The organism is Dorea sp. 210702-DFI.3.125 (genome assembly GCF_020560945.1).
Lineage (GTDB): Bacteria > Bacillota > Clostridia > Lachnospirales > Lachnospiraceae > Dorea > Dorea formicigenerans.
Genome location: NZ_JAJCNF010000029.1, coordinates 20,226 through 42,443, shown reverse-complemented (window position 1 = coordinate 42,443; position 22,218 = coordinate 20,226). Strand labels below are relative to the sequence as shown.

Genomic DNA, 22,218 nt, shown 5'->3' with positions numbered 1-22,218 from the left:
AGACAGACAGACAGACAGACAGACAGACAGACAGACAGACAGACAGACAGACAGAGCATGAGCTGACGGGGTATCCGTCTATCGATAAACCGTGGCTGAAATATTATGGAGAAGAGGTTCTGCATCGTCTATTGCCGGAAGGTTCGATGTATGATTATCTGACTTCCTGCAATGCAGACCGGATGGATGAGGCTGCTTTAAATTACTTTGGAAAAAAGGTTACGCACCGGCAAATGCAGGAGAAGATTGATGCATGTGCGAGAGCATTACTAGCGTATGGAGTTCGCGCTGGTGATGCAGTAAGTCTTTGTGCTCTGGCAATGCCAGAGGCTGTGTATCTGCTTTATGCAATCAATAAAATCGGAGCAATCGCTAATATGCTTGTGATGAATGCAACGGAAGCGGAGATTCATGAGAAGTTAGCCGTAACGAAGAGTAAAGTTGTGATTACGGTTGATCTGGCATTGGAAAAGATTGTACAGGCATCAAAGGAAACATCTGTAAAACACATCATAGGTGTTTCACTGGCAGAATCTATGCCATGTGTAATCGGTACGCTTTATAAGTGGAAATCAAAAGTAAAGAAGGAAAATTGCATTTTATTTTCAGAATTTCTAAAGGCAGGTCAAGGAAAGAAGATAGATTGTCAGGAAATAAAAGGAGATGCACCTGCAGTGATTGCATATACAGGAGGGACAACCGGCAAGGCAAAAGGTGTACTGTTGTCAAACCGTGCAGCGAATGCGATAGCATTTCAATACAAATATGCAGATAAAGTGCTGGACTTTCAAAATGGAGAACGTTTTTTAGATATCATTCCGCCTTTCTTAGCCTATGGTTTATTTTTTGGGGTACATATGGCACTATGTACATGTCTTGAGGATGTTCTTTGCCCAGATCCGGCACCAGAACGATTGCCGAAACTTTTTACAAAATATAGACCAAATCATCTAAGCGGAGGTCCATTGCATATGGAGGCAATGACAAAAGATAGAAAGATACAAAAAATGAATCTTTCTTTTGCCAAGACGGTTGCTTACGGTGGTGACGGGATGAATCAAGAATGGGAAGATGAGATGTCAAAGTTCTTGAAAAGTCATCAGGCTTCGTATGGACTGATGAAAGGTTATGGAATGACGGAAATGGCAGGACCTGTATGTACAAGCAATCATAAATTCCCTGTCATGCTTCCATTTTTCTGTAACAATATTAAGATATTAGACATTGATACGGGCGAGGAACTTGGATATGATCAGGAAGGTGAGATCTGTGTCAGCGGTCCGAGTATGATGATGGAATACTATAAGAATCCGGAAGCTACAAGAGAAATCATTTTCGAAGAGAACGGAACAAGATGGCTTCGAACCGGAGATTTGGGACATGTGACAAAAGAAGGATATTTCCGACTGACCGGAAGACTGAAGAGAATCTTGTGGTCGATCGGAGCAGATAAGACACCGTCAAGAGTTTATCCGATGGAGATTGAAAATGTATTGAGCAGGCATTCTGCTGTGGATAAATGTGCGGTAGTAGGAAGAATCAATGGTGAAAAAGGTTATCTTGTGATTGCCTATGTGACATTGAAATCCAAAGATACCGGAGACAATGTGGAAAAAGAATTAAGACAGCTCTGTAGACAGGAGCTGAAAGAAAACTCCTGGCCTTTTGAATATCACTTTGTAGAGAAACTGCCGACAACAGGAGCAGGAAAGATTGACTTCCGGACACTGGAGAAGTGGGCGAAAAACTCAGATTCTTTTTAATTTAATATAGCAAGAATTTTCTTGATATAAAGTAGTCTTTCATTTACTTATGAAATAGTTTAGAATAGTTAGTAGAAGTGCCTTAAGAGAAAGTTCAACAGATAATTTACCGAAAAGAGCGACATTCTGAATGGTTATATTGTGCCGGAATATGAAGTGGATGGAGAAGAATTGACAAATAGATTGATTGGTTATATGAAAAAGAAGAATATCAAGTTTGAAAGTATGAAGCTGTTTCTACCGTATTATCTGGAGCTCTTTTATCGGGAAAGGGATAAAGAAAAGTTATGATATATTTAAGTAGTTTTAAGTTAAGTGAAAGAAAAGTAAACAATCCTAACATTTATCCCTACAATGTATTCCGGGATAAGTATATTGAACCATTTGTTTTTATACCTATCACTGTTTTTTATGGGAATAATGGCTCAGGTAAATCAACACTCTTAAATATTATAGCCAATTGCTTACAACTAAAAGGAAAAGAATACGCAACAAGTAATTCATTTGGAAGTGTCGATTACTGTGATTCGTTTTCCAGCGAATGCTTGTATACTTTTGGGGAAGATGACTATGGAAATACAATAAAAAAAATACCGGGAAACAGCCGGTATATTAAAAGTGAAGATATATTGTATGAGATTAAAAAGATACAACAAAAGCAGATATTATCAGATGGCATGGAGTATGATTATGTTAAGAGAGGCATGTCTTTACTTGAAGCAAAGACATTTTTAACATCCAAAGAAGGGAGAAAGCAGGAAGAATATATAAAATTTGCACAGGAAAAATATTCTAACGGAGAGACATCAATGCAATATTTTGAGGAATATTTACAACCGGATGCATTATATTTATTAGATGAACCAGAAGTATCGCTTTCACCTGCGAATCAGGTTATGCTAGCAGAGGAAATTAATAAAATGGCAAGGTTGTTAGGATGCCAGTTTATTATTGCAACGCATTCGCCATTTATGCTTGGAACATTAAATGCCCAAATATACAATCTTGATACGGAAGAGTATGATATTGCAAAATGGAGTGATTTGGATAATGTGCGATACTTTTATAATTTCTTCAAAAAACATGAGGATGAATTTAAAGAAAATCATCTATAAAAAGAATATTCGTATGGGCAGATACCACTTGGTAGAACAACCACTTCAAGTTTGACGGACTAATGATATACAAAAAACAATATTAGAGTAGGTAACAAGCAGGTGGTCATATAATAGACTGTCTGCCTTTTTGTATTTATATGATATGAAAATGCTAAAATGGCTATAAGATATTTAGGTATTTATTAACCGAAATATCTTTTGGGGGAAATACTGAAAACTGTTTGATGTGTCAATGCAAGAAAAATTTTGTTTGACTTTTTGAAAAAGAGGCAATATAATTACAAGAAACGAGTAGCAAGTAAGCGTAAATCCAGTTTACCGGCTACTCGTTTTTGTTTTGCAAAAAGTAAATATCGCCATGAAAAAGTGTGTAGCGTGTAAGCGTAAGTCCAGCTTATATGACAGGGTACGCACTTTTTTTGTGTCAAAAAGAAAGGAGTTAAAACGAAATGGCGGAAAGCAACAAGATGAAGGAGATGCCGGTGAATAAGCTGATGGTCCAGATGGGAATCCCGATGATTTTATCCATGGCATTGCAGGCAGTCTATAACATAGTAGACAGTGCATTTGTGGGAAATATGAGAGAGGGAAGTGAAGCAGCATTAAATGCTTTGACACTGGTATTTCCGGTGCAGATGCTTATGGTGGCAGTGGGGATTGGAACCGGTGTAGGAACCAATGCACTTCTTGCAAGGACACTTGGACAGGGAAATAGTAAAAAAGCTGCAAAGGTAGCAGGAAACAGTCTGTTTCTGGGAGTGATTATTTATGTGGTCTGCTTATTGTTTGGTATCTTTGGGGTGAAAGCATATATTTCATCGCAGACAGTAGATGCAGAAGTATTGGAGATGGGAGTCAGCTATCTGAGGATATGCTGCGTAATCTCTTTTGGTATTATTTTCTTTTCTTTATTTGAAAAGTTATTACAGGCAACAGGACGTTCTCTTTATTCCACGATTGGACAGGTGGTTGGCGCAGTTGTAAATATCATCCTTGATCCGATCATGATCTACGGTATTGGCCCCTGCCCGGAAATGGGAGTGAAAGGAGCGGCTTATGCAACTGTAATTGGTCAGGTAGCATCCGCGGTATTACTGCTCATTTTTCATATCAAATTAAATAAGGAATTCGAGCATGGGGCGAAATACATGAAGCCGGATGGCGGAATTATCAAGGAGATCTATACAATCGGACTTCCGGCAATCATTGCACAGGCACTGATGTCCATTATGGTTTATGTCATGAATCTGATTCTGAAATTCAATCCGTCAGCACAGACAGCTTATGGATTATTTTATAAAGTTCAGCAGTTTGTACTGTTTCTTGCTTTCGGTCTGCGAGATGCGATCACTCCGATCATTGCATTTGCTTATGGAATGAGAAGCAAAAAGAGAATTCAGGATGGAATCAAATATGGTCTGATCTATACGGTTATATTAATGATTCTGGGAATTGTAATTACAGAGATTTTTCCAGGGGGATTTGCAACGCTGTTTAATGCAGGGCCGTCCAGAGAATATTTTATCGGAGCAATGAGGATAATCTCAGTAAGCTTCTTGTTTGCCGGAATCAATATTGCTTATCAAGGCATTTATCAGGCATTGAATGGTGGTGTGGAATCACTGGTTATTTCGCTTCTGAGACAGCTTATTATTATTCTGCCGCTGGCTGGAATTTTTTCCGTGTTTGCCAGAAATGGTCAGATGACAGTTTCGCTGATCTGGTGGGCATTTCCGATTACTGAAATTATTTCATGCTTTGTAGGATATGTGTTCTTGAAGAGAATCAGTAAAAATAAAGTTGATGTTTTGAATTAAGCAGGAGGGATCAGAGATGAAAAAAAGAATTATTACAATCAGCAGAGAATTTGGAAGTGGCGGACGTTTTATCGGAGAAGAAGCAGCGAAGAAACTTGGGATTGCTTATTATGATAAAAATATCATTAATGAGATTGCAGAGAAGTCTGGTTTATCTCCGGAATATGTCCAGGAAAGTGCAGAATTATCTCCGAAGAAAGGATTATTTGCATATGCATTTGCCGGACGTGATATCACAGGAAAATCCATAGAAGATATAGTGTATGAGACACAGAGAAAGGTTATTTTAGAACTGGCTGATAGGGAATCTTGTGTAATTATCGGAAGAAATGCAGATTATATCCTGAAGGATCGGGATGATGTATTGAACGTATTTATCCATGGGGATATGCCGGAAAAAACACAGCGTATTATGAACTTATATAATGTAGGAGAGAAGGAGGCTGTCAAAATGATGGCAGATACAGATAAAAGGCGTATGACAAATTATAATTTTTATACAGAGCAGAAATGGGGAAAAGCCAGCAACTATACGTTGAGTCTGAACAGCTCGCAGCTTGGATATAACAGATGTGAGAAGATTATTATGGAGTGTATTTGAGGAATATAATGACAAAATCTGGTTGATAAACCAAATAAAAGTGATATACTGAATGCATAAGGAAAGAAACCGTGTGGAATTACAGTTTTGTTTTCACACGGTTTTTTAGGAAATAGGAGTTAGACATAACTAATATGCACAATGGCAATTTATTGGATAATGTAAAAGAGGGCAGATTTCTATGAGAATATTGATTTATGGTGCAGGTGTGATTGGGTCCTTGTATGCGGCTTTATTCGCAGAAGCGGGTTATGATATAAGTATCTATGCCAGAGGTAAAAGACTTGAGTTTTTAAAGAAAAATGGATTGCTTTATAAGAAAAAACAGAACATAAAACGGGCAGAAACCACGATTCTTGGAGAAGTGCCAGATAATGATATTTATGATTTTGTCTTGCTGACTGTCCGGGAAAACCAGTTGTATGAAGCACTTACGGAATTGAAAAATAATAAAAGCAGTACGATTGTTACAATGGTAAATTCACTGGACGGTTATAAAAAATGGGAAGATATTGTTGGAACAGGAAGAATATTGCCGGCTTTTCCGGGAGCAGGCGGAAGTATAAATGATGATGGCATCCTTGATGCAGCACTCACTCCAAGAATGATTCAGCCGACAACATTTGCAGGAATATCAGGAAATAAATCCGAAAAGACAAAGCAGTTTTCAAAGATATTGAGGCATGCTCATATACCATATCAGAAAGTAGTGGATATGCATATGTGGCAATTATGTCATCTTGCCATGGTGGTGCCGATTGCAGATGCATATTACGAAGCAGAATGCCCGGAAAGAGCGGGAAAAGACTGGAAGATTATGAAGAAAACAGCAAAAAAATTGAAAAGAAATTTTAGCTTTTTGCGAAAACAGGCAGGTAGGCTGTCACCTTGTAAAATGAATATTTTTCGTTTTTTACCACTGCCAATTATGACGATTATGCTTGCTGTTACATTCGAAAGTAGCTTTGGAGATAAATTTATGTATCAACATGCCAGGAAGGCACCAGATGAAATGAGGAAGCTGCATAAGCAATTTTATGCTTATATGAAAAAACTAAAGGAGGCCAGATATGAAATTTTATGAAAGTGGAGACAGTAGTAAACCAGTGATATTTTTATTTCCTGGTACCTGTTGCCTGTATAGTAGCTTTGATCATATACTGGATAGATTACATTCTTATTTTTACACGGTAACAGTTTCTTATGATGGATTTGATCCAAATGAGAAAACAGAATTTTATTCAATGGAAGATGAATGCGAAAAGATTGAGCAGGAAATCAAGAAAAAGTATGATGGAAGAATTAAAGCAGCGTATGGGTGTTCCCTTGGTGGAAGTTTTGTATCCCTTTTGATTCAGCGAAAAAGAATTCATATAGATCATGGCATTATTGGGAGCAGTGATATGGACGAAGCAGGTCATCTTGTGGCAAAAATCAAGTCATCCATGGTAGTCCCTTTCATGTATAAAATGATACATACAGGTGCTCTTCCGAAATTTATGCAGAAAAAACTGAATAAGACAGATGAGGTTAAAAAAGAATTATATAATGGATTTTTGAATATGTTTGGAATCGGTAAAGGAGGAAATCCGTGGATTACAAAACAGAGTATTTATAATCAGTTCTATTCGGATCTGATTACGAAAGTCCAGCATGGAATTGATGTGCCGGGAACAACTATCCATGTGTTTTACGCTACAAAGATGGGTAAAAAATATGAAAAGAGATATTGGACTTATTTCAAAAATCCGGATATTCGGAGACACAACATGCAGCATGAAGAACTGTTTTGCTGTCATAGTGCAGAGTGGGTAAAAGAAGTAAAAAAATCAGTGGAAGGCGACAGATAATGAAAGAAAAAGTGAATGTGACAGGTGTGCCGGAAACGATGGTACAGACCCTGTATGCAAGAGCAAAAGAAACAAAAAAACAAAATGCAAAGATCAAAGATGAGATTGCAGTAGAACTTGTGGAAAAGCTGGACTATGACTTTTCTAAAGCAGATAAAGATAACGCTATGAACTATGGTGTGATTGCAAGAACAATTGTATTAGACCGGATGGTTGAGCAATATTTGAAGAAGCATGAAAATACAGTTGTCGTAAATATTGCATGCGGACTGGATACCAGATGTTATCGAATGAAAGGAAAATATCTGCGCTGGTATAATGTAGACCTTCCGGAAACAATGAAAATAAGGAGCCAGTTCCTTACCGAAACTGATCCGGTGTATCAGATTGCAAAGTCTGCAATGGATGATTCCTATGTAGATGATATCGATTACCACTGTGAGAATGTTCTGGTAATAATCGAAGGGCTTACAATGTATTTGTGTGAAAAAGATATCAGAAAGATGTTTTTTATTATTGAAAAATCATTTCAGGAAGTAACCGTAATGGTCGAAACCATGTCACCTTTTGTTGTAAACCATGTGAAAGAAAAATCCATAGAGGGAAGCAATGCAAAATTCACATGGGGAGTTAAGAACGGAACAGAACTGCAAAGAATTGTGCCGGGATTTTCTGTTCAGCAGGAAGTCAGCCTGGTCGAAGGAATGAAAGAACTTATGCCTGTATATCATGTGATAGGAAAGATTCCAATCGTTCGGAATATCTCAAACAAAATAATAGTTATGGAGAAACATGGCTGATATTATACGAGCAGGAGATGATACAGATGAAGAAAAGACATTTTGATGTGGAAACAGATGGATTTTATGGCGCATACTGGAAATGCAAAACAGAATCAGACTGTGCAATGATTGCCATGATCGGGGATGATCCAGAGGATTATCTGGCGCGCACATCTGTGAAATGGTTACATAAACTCGGTGTGAATGTGATGACGATGTCACCTGGAAAAAAAGATTATGGACATCATAATTATCCATTGGAACGTATAGAGAAAGCAATCAATTGGTTAAAAATGAATAGTAATCAGAAGATAGGAATTGTCGGGGCATCTACTACAGGAACACTTGCATTGACTGCTGCTTCTTATTTTAAAGATATCACATTAACAATTGGTCTGACACCGAGTGATTTTATCTGGCAGGGATTTATGCAGGGCAAAAAAGATGGTTGTAAGGAATGGCCGATTGATGGAGAATCTCTTTTTTCTTACAAAGGAGAACCCCTTCCGTATATGCCTTTTTGCTATAAACATCCAGATTACTGGCATGTGATTAAGAAAGAAACAAAACGGACCGGTGATATGATCAATTCAAGAAAACTATTTGATGATTCTGAAAAGGCTCACCAAATCACAGAAGACGAGATGATCAAGATTGAAAAAATCCATGGAACAGTATTGTTAATTGGTGCTGAAGATGATGTGTTGTGGGATACTGCAAAATATATCCGCCGTATGAAGCAGCGTATGAAAGAACATTCACACACATGCAGATTGGATTATGTCATTTATGAGCATGGAACCCATTTCGTTTTTCCAGAGAGTATACTAAAGACAATGCTCCCGGTTGGATCCGGACTCTTTGTGAAACTGGCATTTCAGGCAGCAAGAAAACATCCGAAAGAATGTCGCAGAGCACGACTGGATATTGACCAGCGGGTGAGAAATGCTGTTGCTGAATGGAAGAATAGAAAAGAAACAGAAAAAATCTAAGCAGCAGACTTGACAAATTCCTGTAATGAGTTAAAATATAACAGTGCTATATAACACTGTTATATTTGTGAAAAGAAAATTTTGAGGATACAAAAAGCATGTCGACGAAAGCAGAAGATACACAAAAAAATATATTAGATACAGCCAAAAAACATTTCCTGAAAGATGGTTTGACCGGAGCATCATTAAGAAACATTGTAAAAGATGCCGGACTTACTACTGGCGCATTTTACAAATATTATCCGACGAAAGAGGCACTTTTTGATGCACTGACGGATCCCTATATGGAACATATTTATCAGATTTATGACCAGATCGTTGAGGAGTTTGAAAAGCTTTCTGCCAGTGATCAGACAAGGAATATGTCGGATACATCCAGTGATGGGATGGAGCAGATGGTTGATTATATCTATGATCATTATGATAATTTCAGATTATTGTTGAAATGTGGAGACAGTGGAAAATTTGAATTATTCATACACAATATGGTGAAGCGGGAAATGAAGTCCAGCCTAAAATATATGGAAAAAATGAAGGAGGCTGGTGTAAAAATACCTGTTGTAGAGGAAAGCCTTATGCACATGATCTATACAGGATTTTTTTCATCAGTATTTCAGATCATTGAGCATGATATAGACAGGGAGACCGCAAAGAAAAATGTGCATCAGCTGAAAGAATTCAATACAGGTGGCTGGGAACGATTGTGGAATATTGAATTTCCAGTATAACTGATGCAGGAATTCTGAATAGGTTATGTGTGTTGCAGGTTCTGGATTTCTGAATAAAGTTCAGACAGGATAATAATATCAGGTGGTTGATGCCAGTAAACCACCTATTTTATTATATGCTGGTTAGCACGGGCTAACAGAAGGTAAAACAATAAAACGAAACAATAAAACGAACGTAAGGAGTGAACAGATGTGAAAGAAAAAAAGAAGTCGGCAGTCAGCTGGATCCTGACGTGGGCCGGACAAAAAAGAATTGCCTATGTGTGGAGTGTGTTACTTGCAATAGGAAATGTGATTTTTAAGATTTTGCCGTATTTTATTATTGCAGATGTAGTAAAGCTGTTTTTAAATGGTGAAAAGGAGTTTGAAATATATCTTGCAAAAGCGGTTCTGATTGCATTATCGTTTATCATTGCAGAACTGCTTCATTCACTTTCGACAGCATTGTCACATAAAGCAACGTTTGCAGTACTTGCAAATATAAGAAAATCCTGCTGTGACAAGCTGGCGCGGGTACCTCTTGGCTATGTGAAAGACACACCTTCCGGTACATTTAAAAATATCATGGTGGAAAGAATCGACAGTATCGAGACAACACTGGCGCATATTGTCCCGGAATTCACGTCCAATCTGCTAGCACCGATTGTGATTTTGATTTATTTCTTCCTGACAGACTGGAGACTGGCACTCTGGTCATTGGTGCCGGTTATAGTGGGATTTCTTTCCTATTTTGGAATGATGCTGGATTATAAACCAAGCTTCGAGAGAACGGTTCAGACAACAAAAGATCTGAATGATGCGGCAGTGGAATATATTGACGGAATCGAAGTGATCAAGGCATTTGGAAAGACTGAAAGTTCTTATGCCAAATTTACAAAGGCGGCTTTTGAATATGCGGATTCCTTTATTTCCTGGATGAAACGGTGCTCGATCTTTCATGCACTGATGATGGTGGTCACACCTTATACGCTTCTTACGGTATTGCCGTTTGGGGCACATTATGTAGCGAATGGAACACTTGCGGTTTCTGATTTTGTCATCTGCATTATTTTATCACTTGGAATCGTTGGACCGTTGATCACAGTGGGTTCCTATACAGATGATCTTGGCAAGATTGGGGTGATCGTTGGAGAAGTAGCAGGAATTCTGGAACAGCCGGAGCTTGAACGTCCGGAGAAAAGTGAAAGAGTTCCAAAAGATAATTCCGTTACTCTTGAAGATGTCAGATTTGGTTATCACGACAAAGAGATTTTGCATGGCGTAACTATGGAGTTGAAAGCAGGAACGGTAAATGCAATCGTAGGACCTTCCGGAAGCGGCAAGTCGACCATCGCAAAGCTGATTGCGTCCCTGTGGGATGTGGATTCCGGAAGCATCAAAATCGGTGGAGTTGATGTCAAAGAACTGGCATTTGCAGATTTTAATCGGAAAATTGCATATGTTGCACAGGACAATTATCTGTTTAATGAAACAGTCCGTGAAAATATCAGACAGGGAAATCCGGATGCTACAGATGAACAGATCATCGAGGTGACAAAGAAAAGTGGATGCTATGAATTTATCATGCAGTTGGAGAATGGATTTGATACGGTTGTAGGAGGTGCAGGAGGCCATCTGTCAGGTGGCGAGAGGCAGCGTATCTCCATTGCAAGAGCAATGTTAAAGGATGCTCCGATCGTGATCCTTGATGAGGCAACTGCCTACACAGATCCGGAAAATGAGGCAATTCTGCAGAATTCTATCGCAAAACTGGTAGCAGGGAAGACCCTGATCGTAATAGCACACAGACTTTCTACTGTTAAAGACAGTGACCAGATCTTTGTTGTAAATGATGGAAATGTAACAGCACATGGCACACATGAGGAACTTCTGGTGTCATGCCCGCTTTATAAGGAAATGTGGAATGCCCATATTTCTGTAAAAGATACGGTGAAGGAGGGAGAATGATATGTTTGGGATTCTGGCAAAATTCTTCCATTTTTCAGGCAGGGAAAATGGCAATAAATTTAAACTGTCGATAGTGATCGGACTCATAGAGGCTCTTGCCTCAGCAATGAAGATTCCGGCTATTATGTACATACTGATTGGTCTGCTGAGTGGGAAACCGACAGGAAAATATATTGGAGGCTCCGTTGCGATTATGGTTCTTGCAATTGTAGTCGACGTAATCTGCAAGAGATACTCTACAGTGCTTCAGACAGAGGGAGGATATAATGCAAGTGCTTTTATGAGAATCAAGATTGCAGAACATCTGCGATATCTGCCGATGGGGTATTTCAATTCCAATAGTATCGGGGAAATTTCTTCCATTACAACCAATACAATGGAAATACTTGGCGATGTGGCTGCGAGAGTGGTTATGCTGACAATGCAGGGAATTCTGGAAACATCAATGATCATTCTTATGCTGTTTATTTTTGACTGGAGAATCGGACTGATCGCTGCAGCAGGAGTACTTATTTTCTTTGGGGTCAATTCTGTGATGCAGAATGCGGGTAAAAAAGATTCAGAGCAAAAAGTAGTATGCGATACGGAGCTTGTAAACCAGATCATGGAGTATCTGCAGGGAATATCAGAAGTTAAATCATATAACTTGCTTGGGAAACAGGCGAAAAGATTAAATGATGCAAATGAAGCATGTGAAAAGATCAATACAAAGATGGAAATGCTGTTTGTGCCCTATCATTTTCTGCAAAGTGTGATAACCAAAATTACAGGTGCTGTGATCGTGGCTTGCAGTGCATATTTTTATATTAATGGAACTATGAGTGCGGTCTATGCGATTGGTATGACAATTTCAGCATTTATGCTTTATGCCAGTCTGGAATGTGCAGGAAATTATTCATCTCTTTTACATGTGGTAAGCGTATGTGTAGATAAAGCAAATGCAATATTGGAGCTGGATACCATGGATATCGACGGTAAAGAAATACAGCCGGAAAATTACGATATCAGACTTTCTAATGTTTCGTTTTCTTATGACAAACGGAAGATCATTGATGATATATCGCTCTCTATTCCGCAGAAAACGACGACAGCAATCGTTGGACCATCTGGTGGAGGAAAATCAACACTTTGCAATCTGATTGCCAGATTTTGGGATGTGGATTCCGGAGAAGTGATGCTTGGAGGCGTGAATGTAAAAGACTATAGCATGAATAGTTTAATGAGTAATTTTTCATTTGTATTTCAGTCGGTGTATTTGTTTGCAGATACCATTGAGAATAATATTAAATTCGGACGTCAGGATGCAAGCCATGAGGAAGTGGTGGAAGCGGCAAAGAAAGCGTGCTGTCACGATTTCATCAGCAAACTTCCGAATGGATATGACACAGTAATCGGAGAAGGCGGAGCCACACTTTCCGGCGGTGAGAAACAGCGGATCTCGATAGCCAGAGCAATCATGAAGGATGCGCCAATCGTTATATTAGATGAGGCAACGGCCAATGTTGATCCGGAGAATGAAAAGGATCTGATGAATGCAGTAGATGCACTTACAAAGGAAAAAACGATTATTATGATTGCCCATAGATTAAAAACAGTCAGACATGCAGACCAGATTGTGGTTGTTGACAAAGGAAGAATTGTACAGCAGGGAACACATGAGCAGCTAATGAAGCAGGAAGGTATTTATAAGAGATTTGTGGATGCAAGGCAGCAGGCGGTAAGCTGGAAACTGTCGCACTAATTTTTATTTAGTACGACAGTCCTGATTTGCATATAATTCGGATATTTATAGCACAGGGGCAAATTTAAAAGTAATGTTCAGTGAAATATCAGCTGATATAGCCTCCGGCAGGGCGCACATTGTCCGGTGGACAATGGTTTTGCGCCGACCGAAACGGAGTGTAGACTTGCAGAGGTGCGCAGTAGAAGTATTTACAGGAGAAAAACTGGAAATGAATTCGGTATGGATGAATCCTTATCAGTACAGATGGTGCGTGAAAAAATAGAAATCTGTTGAGAATAGAAAAAATGTTGCCGCTTTGGCAGCAGAATGGAGAAGAAAATGAAAAAATATGATGTAGTGGCACTTGGAGAATTATTGATTGATTTTACAGAAAACAGAAAAAGTAATCAGGGAAATCCGCTTTTTGAGGCAAATCCGGGAGGAGCGCCATGCAATGTACTTGCAATGCTGACGAAACTCGGACATAAGACGGCATTTATCGGAAAAGTAGGGGAAGATTTTTTCGGAGAACAGCTGAGAGATGCGATAACAGAAGTAGGGATTGATGCAGATGGATTATGTACAGATAAGGAAATCCATACGACACTTGCTATGGTACATACTTATCCGGATGGAGACAGAGATTTTTCGTTTTATCGTAACCCGGGAGCGGATATGATGCTGAACAAAGAAGAAATTTGTGAAGACATTATTAAAGAAACGAAAATCTTCCATTTCGGAACATTGTCTATGACTCATGAAGAAGTGCGCGAAGCAACAAAAGAAGCAATCCGTATTGCAGAAGAATCCGGTGCAGTTATTTCTTTCGATCCGAATTTACGACCACCACTTTGGAATTCTTTGGATGAGGCGAAGGAACAGGTATTATATGGCCTTAAGCATTGTCATATCCTGAAAATCTCAGATAACGAAATTCAGTGGTTGACAGGAGAAGAAGACTATACTGCGGGGGTAAACTGGATCAGAGAAAGATATCAGATTCCGCTGATTCTTGTATCTATGGGTAAAGAAGGAAGTCGTGCATACTATAACGGAATGATGGTAGAAGCAAAACCATTCCTTCAGAAAAATACAATTGAGACGACAGGAGCAGGAGATACATTCTGTGGTTGTGTATTACATTATATCTGCGAACACGGAATGGAAGGTTTAGAGGAAGAAAATCTGAAGGAAATGCTGACTTTTGCAAATGCGGCAGCATCTGTGATCACAACAAGAAAAGGGGCACTGCGTGTAATGCCAACCAGAGATGAAATTCAGAATCTGCTGGGTATAATCAGTTACTGATTATACCCGGAGCATTATTTTGGCAGAAAAAATACCATCTTCATAGGTAAAGTCACAGGCACCGCCGTTTTTGGCGGTAATGTGGCGGACAGATTCGATTCCTATGCCGTTTCCGGAGCGTTTGGAGGATTGGAAAATATTGTTTTCTTTAGGAAAGTTCTCCTTTGGAGAACTCTTGATATAAAAGTAGCCCGCACAGAGGCGGGCATAGCAAATAAACGATAAGTTTTTAGAAGATATAAAAACCTTCAGTACCGGGAAAATCTTCATCAAACACATCGTCTTCGTTTAAAAAGTAATCCATATCAAGCAAATCATCCTCACTCATGTGACGGATGTCATCAGCGGTCATGCCTTCTGGTGGATTTTTTATATATTTATTTCTGATTTCATCTGAATGTTTTGACATAGTTTTGTGCCTCCGATCTTTAAATTATTCTATCACAGACGGAGAAACATGAACAGTGGTCAGGCAGATGAGTGTGCATGAAATCTGTGCATTGTCCTTTCGTACATTTCATTCAGAGAAATATGCTGATGATTATAATAACGGTCAAGAAAAGTCATGGTCTCACCGCAGCATGGACATTTAAGAGGATCATATCCGAAGGAATGTAAAATACAGTCGCGCCAGCGGTTGAAGGAAAGAAATATCTTTCGTTTTTCTTTTGCAATGGCAAGATTTAGTTTGGAATCATTTTTATGATTTCCAGCATATAGACCATAGTATCGGATCTGCTTGAAATGTTTTTCAGGGATGTGTTGGATCAACCGCTGAATGAATTGCATAACAGGAACAGATTCGGTAATAAGCCGGTTGTCTTCGTGCCGGTTATAGTGAAAGGTGACAGTTTCACCATCGTAATGATCGATACGTGAGGTTGCGATGACTGGACGACCAAGATAACGACCAATGTATTTGGTGACGATTTTAGGGTTGCATTTGTTGGGTTTGGCATAGACATAGAAGCCATGTTTGTGTTCCTGGTAACAACGCGCTTTCACTTTCTTGAAGGAAACACCAAGTTCCTTTTCCATAAGATCAAGAAGTGCGGTACGAAATGCATTACGAAGAAAGGTATAGTTGAATGTCGGAATGAATGGGCATATCGCAAAGCCGATCCAGGTTGATAAGCTGCTGTCGATATTAGCAGAAATTATAAGGCAACAAGAAAATTGAGCATAAGAGAGGAAGGAACTAAGATGAGTAAGGCATGGTGGAAAAGCAGTGTGATTTATCAAATCTATCCAAGAAGTTTTGCGGATAGTAACGGAGACGGTATCGGTGATCTAAACGGTATTACGGAACATCTGGATTATCTGAAGGAACTGGGTGTGGATGTAATCTGGCTGTCCCCGATTTATAAATCACCGAACGATGATAATGGATATGATATTTCTGATTATCAGGATATCATGACTGATTTCGGAACAATGGAAGATTTTGACCGAATGATCACAGAGATGCATAAACGTGGTATCAAACTGGTGATGGATCTGGTAGTAAATCACAGTTCCGATGAGCACAGATGGTTCCTGGAAAGTAAAAAATCGAAAGATAATCCATACCGCGATTATTATATCTGGAAAGATCCGAAAGACGGCAAAGAGCCAACAAACTGGGGAGCATGTTTTGGTGGTTCCGCATGGCAGTTTGATGAGACAACCGGCATGTATTATCTGCATTGTTTCTCCAAAAAACAGCCGGATCTTAATTGGGAGAACCCGGCAGTACGTGACGAAGTATTTCACATGATGACCTGGTGGTGTGAAAAGGGAGTAGACGGATTCCGCATGGATGTTATCAGTATGATTTCCAAAGACCCTGCATATCCGGACGGAGAAATCAGGGATGGTCTGCATGGTGATATGTCTCCATATGTATGTAACGGTCCCCATGTACATGAATATCTGCAGGAAATGAACAAACGTGTACTTTCCAGATTTGATCTGATCACTGTTGGTGAAACGCCGGGTGTTACAACGGAAGAAGCAAAGAAATATGCGAATCTGGATGGAAGCGAACTGAACATGGTGTTTCAGTTTGAACATATGGGAACCACAGACGGCAAATATGGTAAATGGACAACCAGAAAACCGGAGATGAAAAAAGTGCGTGCTGTCATGAACAAATGGCAGACCAAACTGGAAGGAAAAGCATGGAACAGTCTGTATTGGGATAATCACGATCAGCCCCGTGCGGTATCCCGATTTGGTGATGACAGTCCGATGTACCGGGACATATCTGCAAAGATGATTGCAACTTGTCTGCATATGTTAAAAGGATCTCCATATATTTATCAGGGAGAAGAAATAGGTATGACAAATGCATATTTCAAATCGATCAGTGATTACAGAGACATCGAATCGATCAATGCATACAAAGAGTATACAGAAAGCGGGCTGATGACAGAAGAAGAAATGTTGAACTGCCTGAAGATGATCAGCCGTGACAATGCCAGAACACCAATGCAGTGGGATGACAGCGCAAATGCAGGATTTACTACGGGAACCCCCTGGATCAGTGTAAATAAAAATTATACACAGATTAATGCAAAAGCAGCACTGGAAGACAAGGATAGTGTATTCTACTACTATCAGAAACTGATCCGGCTGCGTCACCAGTATGAAGTGATCGTGGAAGGAGTATTCCACGGACTGCTGGAAGATAATGATGATATCTATGCATATGAGAGAACGCTTGGAAACGAAAAACTGGTGGTAGCATGCAACTTTACAAATAAGGAAGTTCCATGCGAACTGTTCGAAGAAAACAAAGGCGAAGAGCTGATCACAAACTACAAAAACCATGTAGAAGGAATTTTGCAGCCATACGAGACAAGAGTGATTCTCTACAAATAGCAACGGCTTCAGAAAAAATATAGCCGTGTTATCGAATACTTTGCCAAAGAGCAGGGACTTTCACTCATTTGATGGAATTATTATGACGGATACTACAATGCAGACAATCTTCCTGCAAAGGCTAGGGCTCTTTTCCAATGCTGTCAGGAAAACAAATGTGACTGGAGTTAAGAAAGGTAGCCGTTGGTCTTGTATTCAATGCGTCCGGTGTAAAAGACGTATTGTTACAGTTATTCAATAAGATTATTGGAGCGCAAAATTAGTATTGCTATTGTGCGGACATTTGCATATAATAAAGATAGATGGAAACACTACTCACGAAAGGAGATGTTTTATATGGCTACAAAATCAGCAAATTTATATGCAAGGATTGAACCAGATGTCAAAGAAAAAGCAGAAAGTATCCTGTCTACACTTGGTATCCCTGCTTCCAGTGCTATCAATATGTTTTATAAACAGATTATCTTACAGAGAGGACTTCCGTTTGAAGTAAAAATACCATCTGCCAGACCTGTTGATATCAGCACATTATCAGAAGCAGAGTTCAATGAAGAATTGGAGAAAGGATATGCGGATATGCAGGCTGGACGGACAAAAAATGCGAAGAAAGCCTTTGCTGACATTCGCAAGGATTATGGCTTATGATATATGAAGTAGAAGTATCCGAACAGGCTGACAGTGATTTGAGAGGGATTTTTGAATATATTGCTTTTGAATTACAATCGCCGGAAAATGCAATCGGACAGCTTGACCGTCTGGAAGAACAGATATTAAGTTTGGATACGATGCCAGAGCGTTATCGAAAATATGAAAAAGAACCGTGGAAAAGCCGTGGGCTTCGTGTATTGCCAGTAGATAATTATGTGGTACTTTATATTCCAGACAACGATAAAAAAGTTGTAACAATACTTAGAGTAATGTATGCCGGACGGGACATAGACAATCAGTTAAATCTCCATACAAAGTAATAAAGAATATGATTTAAAGCAGTCTTTCATTTATGATCGACTGCTTTTTTCATATTCAAAATTAAAAAGAAAGGACTGAATTACGATGGAAGAATGTAGCGTATTGATTGAAACGACAAAATCCGTCTTTGTGCAGACAGAATCCTGAAACTGATTCGCAGATTAAGCTGATTGTGTCAATTTAGTTGTTACGAGTCGGAGCTTCTGCCACAAGGCAGGGCTGGTTTGAAAAGGAAAGAGAAATGAAAAAGAATTATATCCGTATGTGGGACTACCGGATACGAAATACTTTGGGAAACATTCATGTTGTGGATTTTAAGACATCTCACGTAAGGATGTTCTTTTCCACATTGTCAGATGAAGGACTGGCACACTAGGAGATTATGGGACTCCGGCAAAGGAGAAAGAAGCACTGACGCTGGAACAGCAGGAAAAACTTCTGAAGTTTGTGGAGCAGAGTAATGTGTATAAGCCTCATCTTCCAATGATGCAGGAATCAGAGACATTCCTATGACACGGATGGTATATGCTGCGTTCCGTAAACAGAGAGAGCTGAACCTGATGCCTCCTAGTTCACCGCATACCCTTCGTCATACGGGATGTACCAGACTGGGTGAGAACAATGTCAATCCCAAAGTTATGCAGTATGTGATGGAGCGTTGGATGTCCGGTGGAGATCCGTTTAGCACCGACCGTAGCAGAGCGAAGAACATTCAGATGCACAGATCACAATGAATGTCTACAATCATATTGCAGAGAAGTCTCATGTGGAGAACGAGATGTCTAAAATGAACCTGCCAGAAACCGTACCTGCTGTGATATAAAACAGAAGCCGTTGTCGTAAAATGTGGTAAGAAAATCAGACGAATATATTTTCCAAAAGATTTGTCGTAAAAATGTGGTCAAATCAAGAAAATCGAGTGCGAAAGAGAATGTTACGCTATGCACAGCTCGGGAAAGAATTCCCTCGCTGTCGGGTTGTCGCCCTATAAAATAGCGAAAATAGACGCCTTTGCAAGTAAACTTGCAGGGCGTTTATTTTCACCATTTTGCATGGCTCGCAGCGTTCACAAATTTTTTGTGGAAAATTAGCACTCACCTCTTGACTGTGCTAACAACCTGTGATATTGTTATATCGTAAATAGAACAGATAAACAAAGGAGGTTGTCTCTATGAACATAAATAAGTTTACACAGAATTCATTACAGGCAGTTCAGAATTGTGAGAAGATCGCTATGGATTATGGTAATCAGGAGCTTGCGCAGGAACATTTGCTATATGCACTTCTTACACAGGATGACAGCCTGATCGCAAAGTTAATGGAAAAGATGGGACTGGATAAGAACATGGTCATTAACCGTGTGGAAGAGTCCTTAAGAAAACTTCCGAAAGTGCAGGGAGGTCAGCAGTATGTCGGACAGGCACTGAACAATGTTCTTGTACATGCGGAAGATGAAGCAAGGCAGATGGGCGATGAGTATGTATCAGTAGAGCATCTGTTTCTTGCTATGATAAAGTATGCTGGTAAAGAGATGAAGAGTATCCTAAGGGAGCTTGGAATCAGTCGAGATGGATTTTTACAGGCACTTTCCAGTGTCAGGGGTAATCAGCGAGTGACCAGTGATAATCCGGAAGCTACTTATGATACCTTGAACAAATATGGATCAGATCTTGTGGAGCGTGCAAGAGAGCAGAAACTGGATCCAGTCATTGGTCGTGATTCTGAAATTCGGAATGTTATCCGTATCTTGTCCCGTAAGACGAAGAACAATCCGGTTCTGATCGGTGAACCTGGTGTTGGTAAGACAGCAGTTGTAGAAGGACTTGCACAGCGTATTGTGCGTGGTGATGTGCCGGAAGGACTGAAAGATAAGACGATATTTTCACTGGATATGGGAGCACTGGTAGCAGGAGCCAAGTATCGTGGTGAATTTGAGGAACGTCTGAAAGCAGTGCTTGAGGAAGTGAAGAACAGTGACGGTAAGATTATCCTCTTTATTGATGAGTTGCATACGATTGTCGGCGCCGGTAAGACAGATGGTGCTATGGATGCAGGCAATATGTTAAAGCCCATGCTTGCAAGAGGAGAACTTCACTGTATCGGTGCAACAACACTGGATGAGTATCGACAGTACATTGAAAAAGATGCGGCACTGGAACGTCGTTTCCAGCCGGTTATGGTAGAAGAACCAACTGTAGAAGATGCAATTTCTATCCTTCGTGGACTGAAAGAGCGGTATGAAGTATTCCATGGTGTTAAGATTACAGACGGCGCATTGGTAGCGGCAGCAACGTTGTCAGACCGTTACATTTCCGACCGTTTCCTTCCGGATAAAGCAATCGATCTGGTTGACGAGGCATGTGCACTGATTAAGACAGAGCTGGACTCTATGCCGACGGAGCTGGATGAGTTGAACCGTAAGATTATGCAGTTAGAGATTGAAGAGACTGCTTTAAAGAAAGAAGAAGACCGACTTAGTAAAGAACGTTTGGAGCATCTGCAACAAGAACTGGCAGAACTGCGTGCAGAATTTGCAGGCAAGAAAGCTCAGTGGGATAATGAAAAAGTAGGAGTTGAGAGAGTTCAGAGACTTCGTGAAGAGATTGAGCAGGTAAATAAAGACATTGAAAAAGCACAGCATTCTTATGATCTTGATAAAGCAGCTGAATTGCAATATGGTAAATTGCCACAATTGCAGAAGCAGTTAGAGCAGGAGGAAGAAAAAGTCAAAGATGAAGATCTTTCACTGGTACATGAAAGTGTTACAGATGAGGAGATTGCCCGTATTGTGTCACGGTGGACTGGAATTCCGGTTGCAAAGCTGAATGAGAGCGAACGTAATAAGACATTGCATCTGGCAGATGAACTTCACAAGAGAGTCATTGGTCAGGATGAAGGTGTTGAACTTGTGACAGAGGCAATCATTCGTTCTAAAGCCGGAATCAAAGATCCGACAAAACCGATTGGTTCATTCCTTTTCCTTGGACCTACCGGAGTTGGTAAGACCGAGCTTGCAAAAGCACTGGCAGCAAGTCTGTTTGATGATGAGAATAATATGGTGCGTATTGATATGAGTGAGTACATGGAGAAATACTCCGTATCCAGACTGATCGGAGCTCCTCCGGGATATGTAGGATATGATGAAGGTGGTCAGCTTACTGAGGCAGTCAGAAGAAAACCTTACTCCGTTGTACTTTTTGATGAGATTGAGAAAGCCCACCCGGATGTGTTCAATGTCCTGTTACAAGTATTGGATGATGGACGTATCACGGATTCACAGGGACGTACGGTAGACTTTAAGAACACGATTCTTATTATGACTTCCAATATTGGTTCTCAGTATCTGCTTGATGGCATGGATGACCATGGCAACATCAGTGAGGAGAGCCAGACTATGGTTATGAATGATCTTCGTGCACATTTCCGCCCAGAGTTCCTGAACCGTCTGGACGAGACGATTATGTTCAAACCATTGACGAAAGACAATATTTATGACATTATTGATTTACTGGTAGCAGATGTGAATAAACGTCTGGCTGATCGGGAAATTCAGATCAAGCTTACAGAAGAAGCAAAGAAAATGATTGTGGATGGAGGATATGATCCGAATTATGGTGCAAGACCTTTGAAACGTTATCTGCAGAAAAATGTAGAGACATTAGCTGCAAAACTGATGCTTCAGGGAGATATCGGCACCGGAGATACAATTGTGATTGATGTGGAGAATGGCAAGCTGGTCGCAAGGAGCAGGTCATAAA

At 39.9% G+C, this 22,218-nt stretch carries 21 protein-coding genes; 18 read left to right on the top strand and 3 right to left on the bottom strand.

Annotated elements, in window-relative coordinates:
- The 12 genes from LI164_RS12800 to LI164_RS12745 all read left to right on the top strand — a co-directional run.
- Positions 1-1,763 (top strand): class I adenylate-forming enzyme family protein (locus tag LI164_RS12800; protein ID WP_227087244.1); only part of this gene is annotated, 1,763 nt, incomplete at its 5' end.
- A 287-nt stretch (positions 1,764-2,050) separates the two neighbouring features.
- On the top strand, positions 2,051-2,878 hold the full coding sequence (locus tag LI164_RS12795; RefSeq protein ID WP_005333925.1) for an AAA family ATPase: 828 nt from the start codon (positions 2,051-2,053) through the stop codon (positions 2,876-2,878).
- Positions 2,879-3,330: 452 nt separating this feature from the next.
- Positions 3,331-4,698: an MATE family efflux transporter gene (locus tag LI164_RS12790; RefSeq protein WP_005333924.1), complete on the top strand. Its 1,368-nt coding sequence runs from the start codon at positions 3,331-3,333 to the stop codon at positions 4,696-4,698.
- A gap of 16 nt (positions 4,699-4,714) precedes the next feature.
- Entirely contained in the window at positions 4,715-5,299 is a 585-nt protein-coding gene (locus LI164_RS12785; RefSeq protein WP_005333922.1) for an AAA family ATPase, read from the top strand.
- Positions 5,300-5,480: 181 nt separating this feature from the next.
- Positions 5,481-6,383, top strand: a complete 903-nt coding sequence (locus LI164_RS12780) for a ketopantoate reductase family protein (RefSeq protein WP_005333921.1) — start codon at positions 5,481-5,483, stop codon at positions 6,381-6,383.
- A complete protein-coding gene (locus LI164_RS12775; protein WP_227087243.1) occupies positions 6,370-7,149 on the top strand; it encodes a hypothetical protein in 780 nt (259 codons plus the stop codon). Before LI164_RS12780 ends, LI164_RS12775 begins: the two co-directional genes overlap by 14 nt.
- Positions 7,149-7,949 (top strand): class I SAM-dependent methyltransferase, encoded by an 801-nt coding sequence (locus LI164_RS12770; RefSeq protein ID WP_005333917.1) that lies wholly within the window; start codon positions 7,149-7,151, stop codon positions 7,947-7,949. The genes LI164_RS12775 and LI164_RS12770 overlap by 1 nt, the downstream gene beginning before the upstream one ends.
- Positions 7,950-7,975: 26 nt before the next feature.
- Positions 7,976-8,923, top strand: coding sequence for an acyl-CoA thioester hydrolase/BAAT C-terminal domain-containing protein (locus tag LI164_RS12765; protein WP_040015551.1), 948 nt, complete (start codon positions 7,976-7,978; stop codon positions 8,921-8,923).
- A 98-nt stretch (positions 8,924-9,021) separates the two neighbouring features.
- Positions 9,022-9,651: a TetR/AcrR family transcriptional regulator gene (locus LI164_RS12760; RefSeq protein WP_005333914.1), complete on the top strand. Its 630-nt coding sequence runs from the start codon at positions 9,022-9,024 to the stop codon at positions 9,649-9,651.
- A 192-nt stretch (positions 9,652-9,843) separates the two neighbouring features.
- Positions 9,844-11,598 carry an ABC transporter ATP-binding protein gene (locus tag LI164_RS12755; RefSeq protein ID WP_005333912.1) on the top strand — a complete coding sequence of 585 codons (1,755 nt, stop codon included), beginning with the start codon at positions 9,844-9,846 and terminating at the stop codon, positions 11,596-11,598.
- A gap of 1 nt (position 11,599) precedes the next feature.
- On the top strand, positions 11,600-13,339 hold the full coding sequence (locus LI164_RS12750; protein WP_005333911.1) for an ABC transporter ATP-binding protein: 1,740 nt from the start codon (positions 11,600-11,602) through the stop codon (positions 13,337-13,339).
- Between the two features lie 321 nt (positions 13,340-13,660).
- On the top strand, positions 13,661-14,629 hold the full coding sequence (locus LI164_RS12745; RefSeq protein ID WP_040015550.1) for a carbohydrate kinase: 969 nt from the start codon (positions 13,661-13,663) through the stop codon (positions 14,627-14,629).
- Here the strand turns inward: LI164_RS12745 and LI164_RS16370 are convergent, their stop codons facing one another.
- The 3 genes from LI164_RS16370 to LI164_RS12730 are packed head-to-tail and all read right to left on the bottom strand — an operon-like array spanning position 14,630 to position 15,871.
- Positions 14,630-14,899 (bottom strand): GHKL domain-containing protein, encoded by a 270-nt coding sequence (locus tag LI164_RS16370; protein ID WP_227087245.1) that lies wholly within the window; start codon positions 14,897-14,899, stop codon positions 14,630-14,632. It lies immediately after the preceding gene.
- Entirely contained in the window at positions 14,859-15,038 is a 180-nt protein-coding gene (locus LI164_RS12735; RefSeq protein ID WP_005333905.1) for a hypothetical protein, read from the bottom strand. The genes LI164_RS16370 and LI164_RS12735 overlap by 41 nt, the downstream gene beginning before the upstream one ends.
- A gap of 59 nt (positions 15,039-15,097) precedes the next feature.
- On the bottom strand, positions 15,098-15,871 hold the full coding sequence (locus LI164_RS12730; RefSeq protein WP_227087242.1) for a transposase: 774 nt from the start codon (positions 15,869-15,871) through the stop codon (positions 15,098-15,100).
- Here LI164_RS12730 and LI164_RS12725 point away from each other — a divergent pair.
- From LI164_RS12725 to clpB, 6 genes are all read left to right on the top strand, one after another.
- On the top strand, positions 15,833-17,491 hold the full coding sequence (locus LI164_RS12725) for an alpha-glucosidase (protein WP_005333902.1): 1,659 nt from the start codon (positions 15,833-15,835) through the stop codon (positions 17,489-17,491). The two genes, LI164_RS12730 and LI164_RS12725, sit on opposite strands and share 39 nt — an antisense overlap.
- A gap of 336 nt (positions 17,492-17,827) precedes the next feature.
- A complete protein-coding gene (locus tag LI164_RS12720; protein ID WP_028087852.1) occupies positions 17,828-18,136 on the top strand; it encodes a type II toxin-antitoxin system RelB/DinJ family antitoxin in 309 nt (102 codons plus the stop codon).
- Positions 18,133-18,459: a type II toxin-antitoxin system RelE/ParE family toxin gene (locus LI164_RS12715; RefSeq protein WP_005333891.1), complete on the top strand. Its 327-nt coding sequence runs from the start codon at positions 18,133-18,135 to the stop codon at positions 18,457-18,459. Before LI164_RS12720 ends, LI164_RS12715 begins: the two co-directional genes overlap by 4 nt.
- A gap of 242 nt (positions 18,460-18,701) precedes the next feature.
- Entirely contained in the window at positions 18,702-18,836 is a 135-nt protein-coding gene (locus tag LI164_RS15965; protein WP_255642446.1) for a hypothetical protein, read from the top strand.
- Positions 18,837-18,969: 133 nt separating this feature from the next.
- Positions 18,970-19,194: a tyrosine-type recombinase/integrase gene (locus tag LI164_RS12710; RefSeq protein WP_005333887.1), complete on the top strand. Its 225-nt coding sequence runs from the start codon at positions 18,970-18,972 to the stop codon at positions 19,192-19,194.
- A 437-nt stretch (positions 19,195-19,631) separates the two neighbouring features.
- Positions 19,632-22,217: an ATP-dependent chaperone ClpB gene (clpB, locus tag LI164_RS12705; protein WP_005333884.1), complete on the top strand. Its 2,586-nt coding sequence runs from the start codon at positions 19,632-19,634 to the stop codon at positions 22,215-22,217.
- Position 22,218: the final 1 nt, after the last annotated feature.

What these genes read in the sequence shown, in the direction of transcription:
- LI164_RS16370 (WP_227087245.1), bottom strand. Translation starts at nt 14,899, where the DNA reads ATGAAGATTTTCCCGGTACTGAAGGTTTTTATATCTTCTAAAAACTTA.
- LI164_RS12770 (WP_005333917.1), top strand. Translation starts at nt 7,149, where the DNA reads ATGAAAGAAAAAGTGAATGTGACAGGTGTGCCGGAAACGATGGTACAG.
- LI164_RS12725 (WP_005333902.1), top strand. Translation starts at nt 15,833, where the DNA reads ATGAGTAAGGCATGGTGGAAAAGCAGTGTGATTTATCAAATCTATCCA.
- LI164_RS12780 (WP_005333921.1), top strand. Translation starts at nt 5,481, where the DNA reads ATGAGAATATTGATTTATGGTGCAGGTGTGATTGGGTCCTTGTATGCG.
- LI164_RS12790 (WP_005333924.1), top strand. Translation starts at nt 3,331, where the DNA reads ATGGCGGAAAGCAACAAGATGAAGGAGATGCCGGTGAATAAGCTGATG.
- LI164_RS12720 (WP_028087852.1), top strand. Translation starts at nt 17,828, where the DNA reads ATGGCTACAAAATCAGCAAATTTATATGCAAGGATTGAACCAGATGTC.
- LI164_RS12710 (WP_005333887.1), top strand. Translation starts at nt 18,970, where the DNA reads ATGACACGGATGGTATATGCTGCGTTCCGTAAACAGAGAGAGCTGAAC.
- LI164_RS12785 (WP_005333922.1), top strand. Translation starts at nt 4,715, where the DNA reads ATGAAAAAAAGAATTATTACAATCAGCAGAGAATTTGGAAGTGGCGGA.
- LI164_RS12745 (WP_040015550.1), top strand. Translation starts at nt 13,661, where the DNA reads ATGAAAAAATATGATGTAGTGGCACTTGGAGAATTATTGATTGATTTT.
- LI164_RS12715 (WP_005333891.1), top strand. Translation starts at nt 18,133, where the DNA reads ATGATATATGAAGTAGAAGTATCCGAACAGGCTGACAGTGATTTGAGA.
- LI164_RS12735 (WP_005333905.1), bottom strand. Translation starts at nt 15,038, where the DNA reads ATGTCAAAACATTCAGATGAAATCAGAAATAAATATATAAAAAATCCA.
- LI164_RS12795 (WP_005333925.1), top strand. Translation starts at nt 2,051, where the DNA reads ATGATATATTTAAGTAGTTTTAAGTTAAGTGAAAGAAAAGTAAACAAT.
- LI164_RS12765 (WP_040015551.1), top strand. Translation starts at nt 7,976, where the DNA reads ATGAAGAAAAGACATTTTGATGTGGAAACAGATGGATTTTATGGCGCA.
- LI164_RS12750 (WP_005333911.1), top strand. Translation starts at nt 11,600, where the DNA reads ATGTTTGGGATTCTGGCAAAATTCTTCCATTTTTCAGGCAGGGAAAAT.
- LI164_RS12775 (WP_227087243.1), top strand. Translation starts at nt 6,370, where the DNA reads ATGAAATTTTATGAAAGTGGAGACAGTAGTAAACCAGTGATATTTTTA.
- clpB (WP_005333884.1), top strand. Translation starts at nt 19,632, where the DNA reads ATGAACATAAATAAGTTTACACAGAATTCATTACAGGCAGTTCAGAAT.
- LI164_RS15965 (WP_255642446.1), top strand. Translation starts at nt 18,702, where the DNA reads ATGAAAAAGAATTATATCCGTATGTGGGACTACCGGATACGAAATACT.
- LI164_RS12760 (WP_005333914.1), top strand. Translation starts at nt 9,022, where the DNA reads ATGTCGACGAAAGCAGAAGATACACAAAAAAATATATTAGATACAGCC.